General features: G+C 70.3%; 12 protein-coding genes and 2 pseudogenes. 4 read left to right on the top strand and 10 right to left on the bottom strand.

Annotated elements, in window-relative coordinates; translation table 11 throughout:
- Positions 1-811: 811 nt before the first annotated feature.
- On the bottom strand, positions 812-1,513 hold the full coding sequence (locus IPI43_30350) for a dual specificity protein phosphatase family protein (protein MBK7778361.1): 702 nt from the start codon (positions 1,511-1,513) through the stop codon (positions 812-814).
- A gap of 487 nt (positions 1,514-2,000) precedes the next feature.
- Here IPI43_30350 and IPI43_30345 point away from each other — a divergent pair, with 487 nt between their 5' ends.
- Positions 2,001-2,942 (top strand): DUF1990 family protein, encoded by a 942-nt coding sequence (locus IPI43_30345; GenBank protein MBK7778360.1) that lies wholly within the window; start codon positions 2,001-2,003, stop codon positions 2,940-2,942.
- 2 nt (positions 2,943-2,944) lie between these two features.
- Here IPI43_30345 and IPI43_30340 read toward each other — a convergent pair whose 3' ends face one another.
- Positions 2,945-3,805: an SMI1/KNR4 family protein gene (locus tag IPI43_30340; GenBank protein ID MBK7778359.1), complete on the bottom strand. Its 861-nt coding sequence runs from the start codon at positions 3,803-3,805 to the stop codon at positions 2,945-2,947.
- Between the two features lie 410 nt (positions 3,806-4,215).
- On the opposite strand from IPI43_30340, the gene IPI43_30335 reads away from it, so the two are divergent.
- The gene (locus tag IPI43_30335) at positions 4,216-5,040 is read left to right on the top strand and encodes a thioesterase family protein (GenBank protein ID MBK7778358.1); all 825 of its coding nucleotides are present in this window, start codon (positions 4,216-4,218) and stop codon (positions 5,038-5,040) included.
- 52 nt (positions 5,041-5,092) lie between these two features.
- Here the strand turns inward: IPI43_30335 and IPI43_30330 are convergent, their stop codons facing one another.
- From IPI43_30330 to IPI43_30305, 6 genes and pseudogenes are all read right to left on the bottom strand, one after another.
- Positions 5,093-6,211 (bottom strand): cytochrome P450, encoded by a 1,119-nt coding sequence (locus tag IPI43_30330; protein ID MBK7778357.1) that lies wholly within the window; start codon positions 6,209-6,211, stop codon positions 5,093-5,095.
- A gap of 168 nt (positions 6,212-6,379) precedes the next feature.
- On the bottom strand, positions 6,380-6,631 hold the full coding sequence (locus IPI43_30325) for a helix-turn-helix transcriptional regulator (GenBank protein ID MBK7778356.1): 252 nt from the start codon (positions 6,629-6,631) through the stop codon (positions 6,380-6,382).
- A gap of 263 nt (positions 6,632-6,894) precedes the next feature.
- Positions 6,895-7,530: pseudogene (locus tag IPI43_30320) on the bottom strand (AraC family transcriptional regulator ligand-binding domain-containing protein).
- Positions 7,531-7,847: 317 nt separating this feature from the next.
- A pseudogene (locus IPI43_30315) lies at positions 7,848-8,128 on the bottom strand (pyrimidine/purine nucleoside phosphorylase).
- A gap of 42 nt (positions 8,129-8,170) precedes the next feature.
- A complete protein-coding gene (locus IPI43_30310; GenBank protein MBK7778355.1) occupies positions 8,171-8,938 on the bottom strand; it encodes a DUF2914 domain-containing protein in 768 nt (255 codons plus the stop codon).
- Complete coding sequence (locus IPI43_30305; protein MBK7778354.1) at positions 8,935-10,476, bottom strand: ABC transporter permease; 1,542 nt, start codon at positions 10,474-10,476, stop codon at positions 8,935-8,937. Before IPI43_30305 ends, IPI43_30310 begins: the two co-directional genes overlap by 4 nt.
- A gap of 110 nt (positions 10,477-10,586) precedes the next feature.
- Here IPI43_30305 and IPI43_30300 point away from each other — a divergent pair, with 110 nt between their 5' ends.
- On the top strand, positions 10,587-12,194 hold the full coding sequence (locus tag IPI43_30300; protein ID MBK7778353.1) for a hypothetical protein: 1,608 nt from the start codon (positions 10,587-10,589) through the stop codon (positions 12,192-12,194).
- The gene (locus IPI43_30295; protein MBK7778352.1) at positions 12,191-12,670 is read left to right on the top strand and encodes a hypothetical protein; all 480 of its coding nucleotides are present in this window, start codon (positions 12,191-12,193) and stop codon (positions 12,668-12,670) included. Before IPI43_30300 ends, IPI43_30295 begins: the two co-directional genes overlap by 4 nt.
- On the opposite strand, the gene IPI43_30290 is transcribed toward IPI43_30295, so the two are convergent.
- Entirely contained in the window at positions 12,654-14,078 is a 1,425-nt protein-coding gene (locus tag IPI43_30290; protein MBK7778351.1) for a protein kinase, read from the bottom strand. The genes IPI43_30295 and IPI43_30290 overlap by 17 nt on opposite strands.
- A 219-nt stretch (positions 14,079-14,297) precedes the next feature.
- Positions 14,298-15,818, bottom strand: a complete 1,521-nt coding sequence (locus IPI43_30285; GenBank protein ID MBK7778350.1) for a cryptochrome/photolyase family protein — start codon at positions 15,816-15,818, stop codon at positions 14,298-14,300.
- Positions 15,819-15,915: the final 97 nt, after the last annotated feature.

Here is a 15,915-nt window from a genome sequence, read left to right as displayed (position 1 = left end):
CGTGACGACCGCGACCACAACGTGGGGTTCCGGGTCTCCATCCGATGTGATGGTCCGTAGGAGAAAGACTACAGCAGTGGCTGCCGATGCGGCGCCGAGCAGCGGGCCCCAAAGTCCCGCGCGTGAGGCGGTGGGTGATGTGCCTCAGTTCGTGCTTCTCGAGGACGCTCAAGAGGCGCGCCCGTCGCGGCGGGGTCCTCGCAGACCCGCCCGGGACGCGGGCCGTGATGGTCATGTCGCCGCCCACGAACTCCTTCACGAGCGCGCCGTCCACCTCCGGAGGAGTAGGCCGGTCTCGGGGTGTACGACCAAACGATGGGTGCGCGCTTCTTCGATGACGCGAGCGGACAGGAGTCGTCCGGTCGTTCGGTCGTTCGCGCCGCCCGGTGTCGAGCGGAACCCGGGCGCGGTTGCCGCTCCTACGAAGACCTCGACCTCACTGTCCGGCTGGATTCCGCGTAGGTGCTGGAGGCGCTTGAGCCCGAGTGCAGCGGCCCGGCGCCGAGGACCGGGCCCCAATCCATGCGAGCAAGGCGTATGCAATGAGCCGCGTCGAGTCCAACACGACAGCGACCGCGGTCAGGATGCTGGGCCCAGCCACCAGCACGAGGCCCACGAGAGCGAGGGCCGGGCTGCGGCGCTTGTGCGCTTGCGCCCGCGCGTAGCGGGCTTCGCCGATGGGTTCACGCTCCATGGAGCGGAACACGCCCATCCATCGGTCGGTCATGCTCCCGTCGGTGTCCGTCATCCTGCTGTGGAGCGTAGCACTGGCGCGCAGTCGGGACTCGCGGTGGTTCCGTCGCCCCGTTCGTCAGTCGCGAACGCCCTGGACGACGCGGGGTATCTCACCGCCGAAGATCGCCCGAATGGCCGTCGGAGCATGGTGGTGGTGCCGCTCCAACATGTCCTGAATGACGTCGACCTCCGCGGGGACGCAGCACACTTCACGGAGGTAGCGCGCCAGCGACGATGGCACCCCAGGGGGCCGCGCGTCCGGGCGCAGCGTGTGCTCGAGGGCCTGGAGCTGAGAGGCGAAGCCGATGTTCGGGAGGACCGCAGGCCGCTTCGTCCGAACGTGCGTGACGGCGTCGAAGAAGCTACGGCGCTGGCTACGCATGTGCAGGGCGGTGGCGAGGGTGCCGGAGCGGCTGACTCCCGCCTGGCAGTGAACGAGCAGGCGCGCCCCCGGCGTGCTCTCCACCACAGAGGCAAAGTCGAAGAACGCCGGGAACACCGCAGCGATGTCTTCGTGCATGCCGTCGTGCATCGGCAGGAAGAGCACGTGGAAGTGCTCGCTCAGGAACGCCACCTGGGCGCGCTCGTCCTCGCGCAGGCAGCTGACGACGTGCGTGATCCCCGCCGCCTCGAGCTGCGGCACGCGCTCTGGCGTCGGGCACGACCCCACGTACACGGACTCGTCGATGAGGTGGAACGGCTCTCCGCGCATGTCGATGGAGAAGTCGACATCGAGACCGACCAAGGCGAGGAGGCGGTTGGTGAGGCGGTCGAACATGGTCCATCCACAGAGTAGTGGACCTCCGGACGGTAAGCGTCAGGATGTGTCCCATGTTCCACCTCGCGCCGCCGAGCGACGAGCGAGTCCTTGCGCTGCTCCGCGCTCGCGGCGACCAGCCGTTCACCTACCGTGACGTGGGCCTGACGCGCACACCGCTGTCGCTCGCGCCGGCGGGCTTCGTGCTGGACCGCTACGGTGCTGAGCTCGGGCGGGGGCGTGACGTGTTCGAGCGTGCGTGCGCTGCGCTTGCCAAGGTGGACAACTACCCGCCCTCCTTCACGCGTGTCGTGCGCGCTCCCGGCGAGCTCGCGCCGGGCTCCCTGTTCGCGACCGTCGCGCGACACCTGGGCTTCGCCTCGGTGCACCCCTGTCGCGTGATCTACGTGGCGCGAGAGCCCAGCAGCTTTGCCTTCGGCTTCGGCACGTTGCCCGGACACGCCGAGAGCGGGAGGAGAGCTTCCGGGTCACGCTCGACGACGACGCGGTGCGCTACGACGTACAGGCCTTCTCGCGCCCGCACGGGGTGCTCTCACGCCTCGGTGCACCGGTTGCGCGTAGCTATCAGCTGCGCTTCCAGCGCGACCCTCGCGCGCATGCGCGCCCTGGTGCGCTAGCCTCACTGGCTCCCGGAGCGACCGCCCGTGAGGCGTGCTCGACGACGCCATCACCGGCCCAGCTTGACCTCGGCCTTCGCGAGTCCAAGAGTCTTCATGTGGGCCGTCATGCGTCGGCCCCAGCGCGGGTCGTCGACCTCGACGCACTCGCCGCCGCCCGGCACGCCGAACGCCTCGGCGCGATCGGGCCTGCACTGCGACGCGAGGAAGACGTCGAAGCCGGGAGACCACAACCTGATGTGCGAGTAGCCCGGGCTCTCGAGGTAGGCCTGGAGGACCGGGAACTCTCCGCCCGCATCCTGTGCTCCGAGGTAGAGCACCTCGAGCTTGTTCCCCGCCTCCTCCCGCAACGCGAGGCACGGGGCCTCGAACCTGGGCTTTGCGAGTCCGACCAGGTACGCCGCGAGGTCTCCGAAGCGCTCCGCGGCGTGTTCCTGCAATGTGGTGACCCGCCATGCCTCGTCGGTCGCGAAGTCGACACCCTCGATGTCGCTACCGAGCGAGAGCCACGTCTTCATGCTGGGCGGCAACGCGCGTCCCGCGAGCTCGAGATCGGCGATCCGCGACGCCGGCAGCGGCTTCGGCTTTCTCTGCGTTCTCTTGGGCCAGAACGTCGCCTTCGGATCGGCGGCGATCACCTTCATCACGGCCTGGACCAGTGCTGGACCTTCGATAGCGTCTGCCGAGCTCTTCTTCTTCGCTGCCATGGGCACCTCCTGCGAATCATGGATCATTTCAGTGGCGTGGGCGGAGGGTCTACTTCACGCCGCGTGAACTCCTCCCCGATGCTTCGAGTGTTCACGAACCCCTGAGTTCACGCCTTCACACGAACCCATCGCGCTGCGGCGTGCTCGAACAACTCGACGCCATCGCCCACGCGACGTGCTCTCGTGTACGGACCACCGGGGTACAGCTCACGTTGCATGCGCGTGAGCAGCGCGCGCTGTTGCGAAGCGCTCGTTGTGTCGAGTCGGGTTCTCAGCGCACGCAGCGCAGAGGCGCTCTCATCGACACGCTCGCCGTTGTCGTCGGCATCGTTGAACAGCACGATGGCTTCGTCGACCAGCGCCCACGCCTGCTCTCCCGTGATCGCCGGCGAGGACTCCAACGCTTTCTGGTACCAGACGTTCAACAGATGCGCGGTGCGTTCGAGAAACGCCACGAAGTCTCGCGCATCGCCTTGCGACAACGGCTTCTCCGAGTAGGTGCGCACGGTCTCGGGTCGCGTGCCCAACGCACCCTTTCGTGTCGTCGGTCGCGCAAGCAGCACGTACGCAATGCCAGGACCACCGCCGATCACGAACGCCGTCTGGACTTCTCGATTGGTCTTGTTACCGCGCCAAGAACGAAACTGCGCTGCGAACTCCTCACCTTCGTCGGACGCAAACTCATCGCACGAGAACAACCGCGCAGTCCGTGATGTGGGGAAACCCTGCCAGCCATCGTGCAGCGTGAGGAATGCTCTGTAGGCCGCGGGAAGCGCGCCGTGCACGGACTCGAGGCGCGCGATTGCCTCGTGCGAAGCCGGCTCACCGAGCCGCGAGATGACGGCGTCGTCGCGAGGATCCTCCGGCGCGCTGGTGAGACCGCGCAGTGCACGGTCGCGAGTCTCGATCAGCGCAAGGAGTCGCTGCAGTTCCGTGTGCATCGACGGCTGATGGTACTGCATCGACACGGTAGGCTCTGCACTATAGGGACGGGGTTTCGTCGATGTGCCACTGGAGGCACGCCCGGATGTCTAGGCCGAAGCGCTGGCCCATGCGGGCGGCCCAAAGTGCGTTGCGGCTTGGAGGGGGTGGCGCAGAGGAAGCAGGGCCACACCACATCAACGACAGTCAACTCGGGCGCGGTCCCGGCGGAGCACTACTCCGTGCAGAAGCGGCCGGACTACGCCGCCTACCAACGCAGGACGAACATGTTCTTTCCCGGCCCTCCGAGGCGCTGATGCGCGATGGGGGAGCGCTGCGCTGCGCCGAGCGCGGGTCGCGTGCCCTCTCGTGGGGAGCAGTGGTGGGAATCGAGCGACCGGCTTCGCTGCCGCAGCTTGGCGTTCGCTCAGGGCCTTGTAGTCTACGCGCTTCGCCCATGTCCACGACCGAGCCCGCGCACGTCCCCACGTTTCGACGCCACCACGGCGCCTTCATGCCGCTCGCCCCCGCGCGCAGCGGTTGGGACCCTGGTCTGTGCAACGGAAGCGCCGCAGCAGCGCTGCTCGCTCTCCTGCTCGAGGACGCGCTGCGGCGCCCAGGGTTCCATGTGGCGCGCCTGACCATCGACCTGCTCAAGCCCATCCCCTTCGGCACGCTGGACGGACGCGCACTGGTAAGGCGCGAAGGCGGTCGCCTCCGCCAGGGAGAGGCCGAACTCTCGTGGCAGGGCGCCGTAGTGGCCCGCGCGAGTGGGCTGTTCCTGGCTGGCTCGGAGGGGCCTGGCAGCGTGCATGGACCCGCGCCGTTGCCTCCTGCGGGAGAGGCCGAGTCGAGCGGCATGTTCCGCGCGTCGAAGGAGCCGGGGCGTCATCCATCGTTCGAGCACTTTTGCGATCTGCGCTGGGTCACCGCGCGGGACGCGCCCCAACCCGCTCTGTGGGTCACCCCTCCGTCGGTCTTCGTCGAGGACGAGCCGTGCTCGGACCTCGTGCGCTGCGTGGCTGCGGCCGATCTGATGGCGGGCCTGGCCGAGCTGACCCGAAGCCACTGCACGCCCGCATCGCCCGTCGCCATCAACGCCGACCTCAACCTCACGTTCAGCGGGGAGCCGCGCGGCCAGGCGTTTGGTCTCCGCCTGACGCACCTCGCCGCCGAGGCCGGCGTCGGACTCGCACACGCGGAGCTGTTCGACGCGGACGGGTTCCGCGGCACGGTGGCGCAGTGCCGCGTGGGCAACACACCCAAGTCGCGCACGCCCTGATGTGCGCTGCGCGGGCTGGGCGTCGACCGACACGCGCCCAGCCTTCGCGGCGTCAGCGCGCGCGCAGCGGGGCATCCTCCCGGAACACCACCTTGCACTGCAGCCCCCTTGATCGTGATGTCCTCGGTGGGCGCGCACGCATGAACGCCCACACGGACGGCAGGAAGCGCAGGCTCTCCTTCATGACCTGCGTCACGTAGGGCATGTGCTCGAGGTGCTCCACGTTGACCGGCTGATCGCCGCACACCGTCTTCACCTCTTGGTACAGCTTCTCGGCCACCTCGGGGTACTTGGCCAGCAGGTACCAGGCCCACGTCATGGCGTGCGCGGTGGTCTCGTGGCCGGCGAAGATCAGCGTCATGCCGTTGTCGCGCAGCTGCTCCTCGCTGAGGCCGCCCTCCTTGTCGCGCGCGAAGATGAGGTGGGACAGCAGGTCGCCCGCGTCCGTGCCCTCGCAGCGGCGGTCCGCGATGAGGCGGCTTGAGCACGCCCTCGATGGCCTCGATGGCGTCGATCTTCCGGCGGTTCGACTTGCTGGGCCACCAACGCGGCGTGGGCAGCGGCAGGTTGATGTGCTCCACCAGGATCTCGCTGATGTCGTGCATCGCGTTGTAGACGGTGTCCGCCGAGCTATCCATGTCGGCCGCGAAGAGCGTGCGGCCCAGGGATGCGGATGGCCAGCCCGTTGATCTCGTGGCGCATGTCGCGCGCCTCGCCGTTGGCGAAGCCCTTCAGCATCTGCTGCGCGTACTCCACCATGACCGGGCCGTAGGCCTCCACGCGGTGGCGATGGAAGCCGGGCTTGATCAGGTCGTGCTGACGCTTCCACACCTCGCCGTCGGCCGTGAGGATGCCGTCGCCCAGGAACAGCTTCCAGATGCGCTTGGCCAGCGCGGGCGTCACGAACGTCTGGGCCTGGCGGACGTTGATCCCGTGGATGATCCCGGTCACGCACGAAGTACCAGTCCATGAGGCTGATGTTGGTCTTCACCACGTCGCCGTAGTCCCGGTGGATGTCCTGGACGAAGCCCAGCTGATCCTTCTGGAACTCGATGGTGGAGCCGATCACCGGGCGGCCCTTGCGAACCGGGATGGGCCGGTTCGGGAAGGCGCCTTCGGCGGAGGAGGCAGCGTGGCTGGGGAGGGGCGACTGGGCGGACTGCACGTGCATGTCCAGAAGGTGCCAGACTCGTGGCAGAACACGCGCACCGGACCGGCCACTTCGCCGTACCCAGCCGGTCAGGTCATCATTTTCCGAGCTTCAAAACAACGGGGAAACGTGGATTCTAGGATTGCGCGGGATCAAACCGAGCGCCACACCCAGCCGGCCACGTCGCGTTCAGCGCGGGTTGCCGTACTCCGTGGGCGCCACGCCCGTCCAGCGCCGGAACGCGCGGCGGAACGCCCCCGCGCCGCTGAAGCCCAGCACGTAGGCGATCTCGTCGAGCGAGCGCTGGCCTTCTTCCAGCAGGGCCAGGGCACGCTCGTGGCGCACCTCGTCCAGCAGCTCGCGCGGGCTGGTGCCTTCGGAGCGCAGCTTGCGGCGCAGCGTGCGCTCGGTGACGCGCAGCGCCTCGGCCAGCTCCAGCACGGTGGGCTCGTGGCCTTCGAGGTGCCGCGACAGATAGTGCCGGCGCGGTCGCGCACGCGCGTGGTGGTGACAATCTGGCGGGCTTGCTCGTCGGCCTCTGCGCCAGCAGCCGCCCCAGGTGAGGGTCCGCGCCCGCGATGGGCGTGTCGATGCGTGCGGGAAACACCATGCGCACGGCACCACACCGAAGCGCACCGGCGCGCTAAGCAGCTCGGCCATGGCGTCGCCAAGGCGCGGCCACCGGTGCGCCAGGATGATCCGGTGGGCGGCGGCGCCTCCGGCGTCAGCCAGCGGCCGAGAGCGATCACGATGGCCACCAGGTACTCGGCGAACGCGGGGGGGCCCACCGGCTCGCCGTCGAGCACGAAGTCCACGTAGGACTGCTCCGTCTCGCTGACCAGCATGTTCACTTCCAGGCCGGACATGATGATGGGGATGTACGGGCGCACGAACTGGTAGCCGTCGCGCAACGTGGCCTGCGTCCCCATCAAGTAGAACCCCAGCGGGAACGACTCGCGGTCCAAGCCCAGCGCGGCCCGGAGCGGAAAGCTCGGGTCCCCCGTGGCGTCGATGCCTGCCTGCCGCAGGTCGAGCCAAGCATCCACCGCGAGCCGCCCGCCGAACGAGCGCAGCTCGTCATGATCGAGGTGCAGCCGCTTGAGGAGCGACTGGACGTCGTGACCGTCACGCTTCAGCTGAACGAGCAGAGGCAGCGCGAGGCGACCGGAGAGCGTGCGCACGGCGGGCAGGGTAACACAGAGGCCGAGGCGGAGACCGAGACCGAGACCGAGTCGGAGTCGGAGTCGGAGTCGGAGTCCGAGACGGAGTCGGAGTCCGAGACGGAGACCGAGTCGGGGACCGAGACAGAGTCCGAGACGGAGACCGAGGTCCAGTCGCAGTCCACCTCCCCAGTCCGAGCCGGATTCCGACCACGCGCCCGGCCACCTCGCCGCTTGGGTATGCGTTTCGTCCTCGGTGGCACTCCCACCTCAGCAGCGGTACCCGTGTCTTTCGCGCCAAGTCACGCGAGCATTTCGGCGGTCTCGGCCTCGGCCTCGGACTCGGCCTCGGCCTCCGCCTCCGCCTCCGCCTCGGACTCGGCCTCCGCCTCGGTCTCCGTCTTGGACTCGGTCTTGGACTCGGTCTTGGACTCGGTCCTCGGTCTTGGACTCGGCCTCGGCCTCCGCCTCGGACTCCGCCTCGGTCTCGGCGCTCCTCAGAGGAATTCGCAGAGGTACGCGCTCGGGGCGGTGGCGCGAACGTCGAAGCCGCTCTTGCCGGCGACTTCGAAGTAGGTGCCGGCGGGGTAGAGCACGAAGGCCTCGGTGCCGTCGAGGCGGACTTCGAGCGCGCCGCCGATCACGGTCATGCGCTCGGGGGCGTCGGTGCCGAAGTGGTAGGAGCCGGGGCGATGACGCCGACCGTCTGGCGACGGCCCAGGCGCTCGAAGCCGACACTCTGGACCTGACCCTCGAAGTAGCTGTTGTGCTGAAGCATGGGCGCAGGGTTAGCAGCGCCTTGGCGGGTGCGCGAGTCGACCTACTCGGCCGCGGGCTCGGCGGCCGGGGACGGCTCGGCGCCCGGGGTGATCCAGAAGCGCTGGGTGGCCAGCACGCGTTGACGCTCGTCCATGATCTCGCACACCCACTCGCCCACGGCGCGGCGGGTGTTGCTGCGGGCGCGGGTGCGGTAGCGCGGGGAGGGCGGGATGGTCAGCGACACGCCGCCGCCGCGCTGCTGGACCGAGGCGGGGCGGAAGCCCACGAACAGCTGGATGTCCTCGCCGGTCTCGTTGCGCACCTCGAGGAACACGTGCATCGGGCCCGAGTCGCGGCGGAAGCTGCTGGACACCATGACGGGCTCGCGGTCCACCACGTCTTCGGCGAGCGAGAAGCGCAAGACGCGGAAGTTCGGGATGACGTCGGGGTGGATGACGGGGCGCACGTACACGTCGGCGCTGCCCGTCGCGCCCACCTCGGCTGCCTCGGCGGGGGCTTCTGGCTCCGCTTCCAGTGCGGCGAGTGGGCCGGCGTCCACCAGGCCGGCGGCCACCTCGGCGGCGATGGTATCCGCCGCGGCCTCCTCGCGCGCCGCGCGCTCCTGCTCAGCGGCCGCAGCGCGCTCTTCCCGTGCTGACTCGTCGCTCGCCCGCCGGTCTTCACGAGATGGCTCGGCGGGGGCGGGGTGCTCCTCGGCCGCGGTCTCGTCCACCGGATCGCAGCCCAGGAGCGTGGCGCTCACCAGCACCAGCGTGAGGGCCGCTCGCGGCCGCGTCGTTCGCGCGTATGGGAGAACAGCAGACGTCATTCGTGTCTCAGCCCTTCGACGGGGAGCATGCGCGCGGCCCACCAGCTGGGGGCCAGCGTGCTCAGCATGCAGATGGAGAGCGCGATGACCGCCGTCAGCGCGAACTCGCTCGCCGTGATCACCACGGGGAGGTGGTCGATGAGGTAGACGCGCGGGTCCAGCGCGAAGCGGAACGTGGACAGGTACCCCACGATGGCGCCACCCAGCGCGAGCCCGGCCAGTGTGCCCACCAGCCCGATGACGGTGCCCTGCACCATGAACACGGCCAGCACGGTGCCGTCGCTGGCCCCCATGGCCTTCAGGATGGCGATCTCACGCTTCTTCTCGATGACGATCATGATCAGCGTGGCGATGACGTTGAAGGCCGCCACCCAGATGATGGTGGCGATGACCAGGCTCAGCATGATCTTCTGGAGCTCGAGGGCCGTGAACAGCGGGCGGTTGAGCTCGGCCCAGTCCATGGTGTGGAAGGGCCCCTCCATCACGCGTTCGAGCCGGCGTGCCACGTCCACGCTCTGCTCGAGATCGTTCAGGCGCATCTCCACGCCGGTCACCGAGTCGCCCTGTCCCAGGAAGGCCTGCACCTCGAAGAGGTCCGCGTACACCAGGCGGCTGTCGTACTCCTGGAACCCGGCGCGGAAGATGGCGATGACCCGGAAGGGGCGACTCTGCGGCGTGCGCGCCTCGCCCGAGCCGGACCACGACGACACCGCGCTGCCGCTCAGCGGCGAGATGAGCTGCACGCGGTCGCCGAGCTCGATGCCCATGGTCTCGGCCAGCGTGGCGCCGATGATCAGCCCGGGGAGCGGGCCCGTCACGTCGTCATCCCCCAGGTCGTCGTCCGCCACGCTGAGGAGGTCGCTGTCGTCCTCGGGCAGCGCCAAGTCTCCGTCGTCGAGTCCGTTGAGCAGGGCCTCCACGTCACTCGGGCTGGCCACGCGTCCGGGCGTGCTGGGGCTCGGCGGTGAGAGCGGCTCGCTCTCTTCATCCTCCAAGGCCTCCGGGTCGTCTTCCTGGGCAGGCGCGGCGCCCGTGTCGTTGGGGGTCATCAGTGCGCGCCAGTAGGGCATGTCCGGGTTGCGCAGGTCTTCCGGGCGCAGCGGCGGCGCGGCGTTGGGCAGGCGCAGCCCGTCGAGCGTGCCCGCGATGATCTGGCTCGGCAGGTCCAGCACGGTGACCATGGCCTCGGGGTCCACGCCCTTCACCAGCACGGTGGACAGCCGGTCGCCCTTGGCCAGCATCATCTGGTTGATGAGGAAGGGGCCCACGCCCACGACCTCGGGCTCCTCCTGGCAGCGCTCGATGACCTCGCGGTACTCGTGGAAGTCGAGGCCGTACTTCAGCACCAGCACGTGCGCGTTGACCCCCAGCACCTTGTCGCGGAACTGCTGCTGGAAGCCGCTGGTGATGCTGAGCACGGCCAAGAGCGCCGCCACGCCCAGCGCCACACCCGCGATGCTGATGGTGGTGATCAGCGAGATCGTCGCGCGCTTCTTCGAGCGCAGGTAGCGGACGCCGATTTCGAGGCTGTAGGCCATGCAGCCCGACGCCTTATCACGCTCGCTGCGCCACGGCACACCGCATAGCCGGCATTCGGTGGCCCTGCTACCTTGGCGGCCAGATGCGTCGCGCCCCCGTCCTGTCCCGAATGCTCTCGCTGGGCGTGCTCGCGCTCCTGCCGGCGTGCACGGGATGCGCCTCCGGGACGGTGCCCGAGGACGCGGGCTCGTCGGACGCGGATAGCACGCCCCAAGAGGTGGAGCTGCGCTTCACCGATACCAGCGCGCTTCAGCTCACGCCGCGCGAGAACGTCACCGTGGAGCTGCAGGTCATGCGAGCCGGCGAGCCCGCGCCCGGCATCACGGTGCGCCTCGGGCTCGAAGGTGACGCCCACGACGCCTCGCTCATGGAGGTCAGCCTGCTGAGCGGTGCGGACGGGTCGGTGCGCACCACGCTGCGGGGGTCCAGCATCCCGGCCACGTTCCGCCTGCGAGCCACCGCCAGCGCTGCGGCGCCCGCGTTCTTGGCGGTGGGCGTCAGCGCCACGGGCTTCGGAAACGTGCTGGCCGGCGTGGAAGACCTGAGCGCCACGGGCCCCGCGCGCTTGCGCGTGGAGGCGTACTCGGCGGCCGGTTGTGATCACCCCTCCGTCGCCGAGGGGCGCTTCGGTCGGGCCATCACCTTGCTTTCGGGCGAGAGCTCCGCCCGCTTCCTGGGCCTGCCCGCAGGCACCGGCTACGCCATTGTAGCGCGGGGCGAGAGCGCGAGCGGCGCCGAGCTGGCCTTCGGCTGCGTGGACGACGTGCAGGTGGCCAGCGACGCCGAGGCGATGGTCACGGTGCGCCTCGGCGCGCGCGTGCAGGTCATCGCGGGGCAATACGACGCCGAGTTCAACGTGCCCGCGGCAGCCCTCGTCAGCCTGCTCGCGGCAGGGCGTGACGCCACCGTGGCCCAGCAGCTGCCCGCGGGCGACGCGGCGTTCTTGCTGGACGCGCTCGAAGCGCACCTCACCGGCGTGGGTGACACCGACGCGCTGCTGGCGCTCGCTGCGCTACAGGTCGCGCGCACCACCGGGCTCGAAGCCGCGTTCGCGCAGCACCTCGTGGACGAGGGCGCCGGGCCCAGCGTGGCCCTCGGGAGCGCGCTCTCGTTCGTGTCGAGCCAGGTCGGGCTCACCCTCGCGGGCGCGCTCACCATCGAAGCCAACGGCGACACGTCGTTCACGTCTTCTTCGCTCGTGTTGGCGGGTCCCATGGGCGGCTACGCGGGCTTGCCGGCCGCCGACGGAGCGCTGCCTGCCCTCAGCTTCGTCACCGAGCTCGACCTCGTGGGGGCGGTCGTCATGTTCGACCCGGTGGTCATCTCCCTCCCGCTCGGCGCCAACCTCGAGGCCATCGTCGCCGACGCGGTCGCGCTCTCGGCGCTCGGGTCGTGGGGAGCCCTCTCCGGGGCCGGGAGCGCCGCGGGCTTCTCCAACCCAGCCGTGAACGGAGTGTGCGACGAGGTCTGCCGCGCCACCGTGTTCGCCAGCGCCGCGAGCGCCCTGCGCGATGCGTGGTTCGACACGCTGGGCCGCGACACCAGCAGCGTGACCCTGACGCTCAGCGGCGGTGCGGTGGCGTCCGATCCCGACGGCGACTTTCGCGCGAACGCGCTCGACGCCGAGCTGGGGGGCGATGCCGTGGTGGGCGTCACCACGCTGCCCATCGTGGGCACCCTGAGCGCCACGCGCAGCGCCGCCCCGGTGCTGCCTTGAAGTATCCGCTGGCCGCGCTCGAAGAGCTGCGCGAGCGGGAGCGCGATGACGCCGCCCGCCTGCTGGCCGATGCGCTCTCCACCGTGGCCCAGTGCACCGCGCAGGCGGATGCCGCCGCAGAGGCACACCAGGCCGCGCTCGACGCGCTGGCAGCACAGCAGGTGCTGGACGGGTCCGGGGTGGGCACGGGTGTGAGCCCGCGAGCGCTCGGGGGCGCCGACCTCCAGCTGCGCGTGGCCTATCGCCAGCGTCTGGCTGCAGAGCGCGACGCGCGCGCCACCGAGCTGGCCGCGGCTCGGCAGTGTGTGGCCGAGGCGCAGGTCGCGGCCGAGTGCGCGCGTGAAGCGCTGGCCGCCGCGCGCGCCCAGCACCGGGCCGTCACGCTGCACCACGATGCGCATCGGGCCACTCAGCGGGCCGCAGCGCAGGCGCGCGAAGACGAAGCCCTCGAAGAGGCCGTCAGAAGTCGCGCTTGATGGGCGACGGGTTCTCGCCCCTCGGCATGCGCCCGCGTCTCCGCGACAGCGCCACCGCCACTTCACCGGCCTCTGTGGGGGTCAGCGTGCGCACCTCCGGCACGTGACCCGGGGCCGAGAACTGAAGCGTGAGCGGCCGCCCAGCGGGGACCTGCAGCGTGGCGGGCACGGGCCCAGGCTCGGCGCCATCCACGGCCACGCGCGCTTCGGGCGGCTGCACCGTGAGCACCAGCGTCACCTCTCGAGCGGTGCTGGGGGGCGCGTCCAGGTCGGTGCGCAGCGCGCTGGTGAGCGAGGGCTCCGTAGAGGCAGGGGCAGGGCGTTCGGGGGGCGTGGCGCTCGCCACCGGTTCGCCGGCCTGCACGTCGGTGCGGTCCATGGCGAGCAGCACCGTGGCGCCCACCAGGACCACGCCCAGCAGCGCAGCCAGCACCGCCCACGGCGCGCGTCCCGCAACGGGCGCCTTCGGCTCTTTGGCAGCGGCGGGCTCGGGCCGCTCCACCAGCGCCGACGTCGCGTCTCGCACCGCGTCCCGCAGCGCCAGCATGCTGGGGAAGCGCTCTTCGGGCTCCTTCGCCAGCGCCCGCGCCACCACGTCCGACAGCTCCGCCGGGATGCCTGGCGCGTGCGCGCTGAGCGGCGGCGCGGGCTCGTTACCGTGCTTCCAGATGAGCTGGAATGCGTTGTGTCCCTCGAACGGCGGGCGCCCCGCGAGCATCTCGAACAGCATGACCCCCGCGGCGTACACGTCCGCGCGCTCGTCGATGTGCAGCGACCCGCGCGCCTGCTCGGGCGACAGGTAGCGCGGGGTGCCCAGCAGCTGCCCCGTGGTGGTCACGCCCGCCGCTTGCCCCTCGCCGCCGCTCTCGGCGCCGGCGTGCTTCAGCTTGGCGATGCCATAGTCCAGCACCTTCGCGTGGGTCGCGCCGCGCACCTGCGTGAGGAACACGTTTCCGGGCTTGAGGTCCCGGTGCAGGATGCCCGCCGCGTGCGTGGCCGCCACCGCCTCGCACACCTGCCCCAGGATGGCGCTGGCCTCGAGGATGGGCAGCGGCCCACGCGTGAGGCGCTCGGCCAGGCTCTCGCCGCGCAGCAGCTCCATCACGAGCACCATGTAGGGCCCATCGGTGACGAAGTTCACCACGTCCACGATGTGCGGGTGCTCGATCTGGCTGGCAGCGCGCGCCTCGGCGAAGAAGCGGCTGACCGCGTCGCGCCGCGTCTTCTGGCTGGTATCCAACACCTTCAGCGCGAAGTGCCGGCCCAGCAGCGTGTGCTCGGCCTCGTAGACCTGACCCATGCCCCCGGCGCCGATGCGCCGCAGCACGCGGTACGAGCCCCCGAGCGTCTGCCCGAGCAGGCGCGCGTCCATCGCGCTCGCGCCGTCGTCCATCGCGATGTCGATCACGTGCGCAGCCTACCAGGGTCGCCGCGTGTGTGCATGAACGCGGCCCGGGCGAGCGTGAGCGCCGAGGTGGCTCTCATAGATCTCGCCAGGGGCCGATTCGCTTTGCTGCAAGGCGCAATGGGCACCCCCGGCTGGAAGCCGGGGGTGCCCAATTACCCCGCTCCCGGCCTCGACGGATGGCTGACCATCGATCGGGGATGCCTGCCTGCGCTGCTCGCGTTACGAAGGCGTGCCGTCGGGCGTGAGCACACCGCCCTGCGCGAGCGTCTCGCTCACCCAGTCGAACACCCGCCCATCGCGGGCGCGCTCCTCCGGCGCACGCTTCTCGAGCGACCGTAGGGGCATGGCCATGCGCATGTTCCCGCTCAGCTGCGCCTCGTGGCGCCCCAAGAACGCCCAGTAGAGGCGCGTGATGGGGCACGTGCTCTTGGGGTCGAAGCCACATCCGCCGCAGTAGTCGCTCATGCGGTGGATGTACGCCGAGCCCGCCACGTAGGGCTTGGTGGTCATCAAGTCGCCCGCGCCGAACGTGGCCATGGCCAGCACGTTGGGCTCCACCACCCAGTCGTAGGCGTCCACGTAGGCGAACCAGAACCAGTCCGTGAGCGCGCGCGGCGACACGTCCAGCAGCGTGGCCAGGTTGCCCAGCACCATCAGCCGCGTGATGTGGTGCGAGTACCCCTCGCGGAACACGTCGGCCACCACGTGGTCGAGGCAGCCGAGGCCCGACGGCTTGCCCCAGTACGCCTGCGGGAGCGAGCGCTTCGCGCCCAGGAACGAGGGCGCCGCGTCTGGCTCCGGGCCCCACGGCAGCTTGCGGAAGCCGTCGGTCGCGAGGTGCACGTGGCGCACGAACTCGCGCCAGCCCAGCACCTGCCGCACGAAGCCCTCGCGGCTCTGCAGCGGGAGGTCGGCCGCCAGTACATCGGCCACGACGCGCGTGGGCAGCAGCCGGTGCAGGTTGAGCAGGGCCGAGATGCGCGTGTGGAACAGCCCCGAAGACGCACGGCTCATGGCGTCTTCGTACGGGCCGAAGTGCGGCAGGCAAGCGTCGAGCGCCCAGCGCCAGGTGGCCTCGGCGTCCGCCAGCGTGGCCGGGAGCATGCTCAGATCCAACTCGCCGGGGTGAGACGCGTAGTTTCGCTCCACCAGTCGGCCCACTTCATCCGTGACCGCATCCGGCGCGAAGCGCAGCGGCGCGGGCGCGCTCGGGGTGCCGCGCCAGGCCTTGCGGTTCTCGGCATCGAAGCTGAGCTTCCCGCCCACGGGCTTGCCGCGCTCCATCAAGATGCCCGTGTCCTTCCGCACCAGTCGGTAGAACGCATCCATGCGGTAGGGCGGCGCACCGCCGGTGGCGCGCCTGAACTGCTCCTGGGTGGTGAGCCAGCCGGTGTGCGGGCGCACGCTCAGCGCCGTGCCGAGCAGCGGCCGCAGCTCCTCGCGCAGCTCGCGCTCGGCCGGCTCGTGCACCACCAGGGGCCCGAGCTCCCTGGCAGCCTGTTCGAGCGCCCCGCGGTAGCCACCGGCGCCCGCCACCACGTGCCGCACGTCCACCCCGCGCGCGGCCTGCTCGAGCGCGAAGTGGCGCAGGTTCGCCAGCACCAGGGCCAGCTTCTGCTTGTGGTAGGGGCGCCGCCCGGCCTTCTCGGGGCTCTCCACCAGCACGATGCCCAGCTCCTCGGGCGGCAGCGTAGCCAGCGCGCCGAGGCCGTCGTGCAGCTGGTCGTAGGGCACGTACACCCAGGTGCGTGTCTTGCTCCGAGGACCGTGCAGCCGCTCCTTTAAGGCTCGTCGGAACTCGCTGCCTGGCTGCTCCATGGCGTCCGTCTACAGCCCC

It is taken from the genome of Sandaracinaceae bacterium (assembly GCA_016706685.1).
Lineage (GTDB): Bacteria > Myxococcota_A > Polyangia > Polyangiales > Houyiibacteriaceae > JADJJE01.
The sequence above is the reverse complement of the archived record's forward strand: the minus strand, read 5'-3'. Positions and strand labels throughout refer to the sequence as shown.

What these genes read in the sequence shown, in the direction of transcription:
- IPI43_30350 (MBK7778361.1), bottom strand. Translation starts at nt 1,513, where the DNA reads ATGTTCGACCGCCTCACCAACCGCCTCCTCGCCTTGGTCGGTCTCGAT.
- IPI43_30335 (MBK7778358.1), top strand. Translation starts at nt 4,216, where the DNA reads ATGTCCACGACCGAGCCCGCGCACGTCCCCACGTTTCGACGCCACCAC.
- IPI43_30330 (MBK7778357.1), bottom strand. Translation starts at nt 6,211, where the DNA reads ATGCACGTGCAGTCCGCCCAGTCGCCCCTCCCCAGCCACGCTGCCTCC.
- IPI43_30310 (MBK7778355.1), bottom strand. Translation starts at nt 8,938, where the DNA reads ATGACGTCTGCTGTTCTCCCATACGCGCGAACGACGCGGCCGCGAGCG.
- IPI43_30305 (MBK7778354.1), bottom strand. Translation starts at nt 10,476, where the DNA reads ATGGCCTACAGCCTCGAAATCGGCGTCCGCTACCTGCGCTCGAAGAAG.
- IPI43_30300 (MBK7778353.1), top strand. Translation starts at nt 10,587, where the DNA reads ATGCTCTCGCTGGGCGTGCTCGCGCTCCTGCCGGCGTGCACGGGATGC.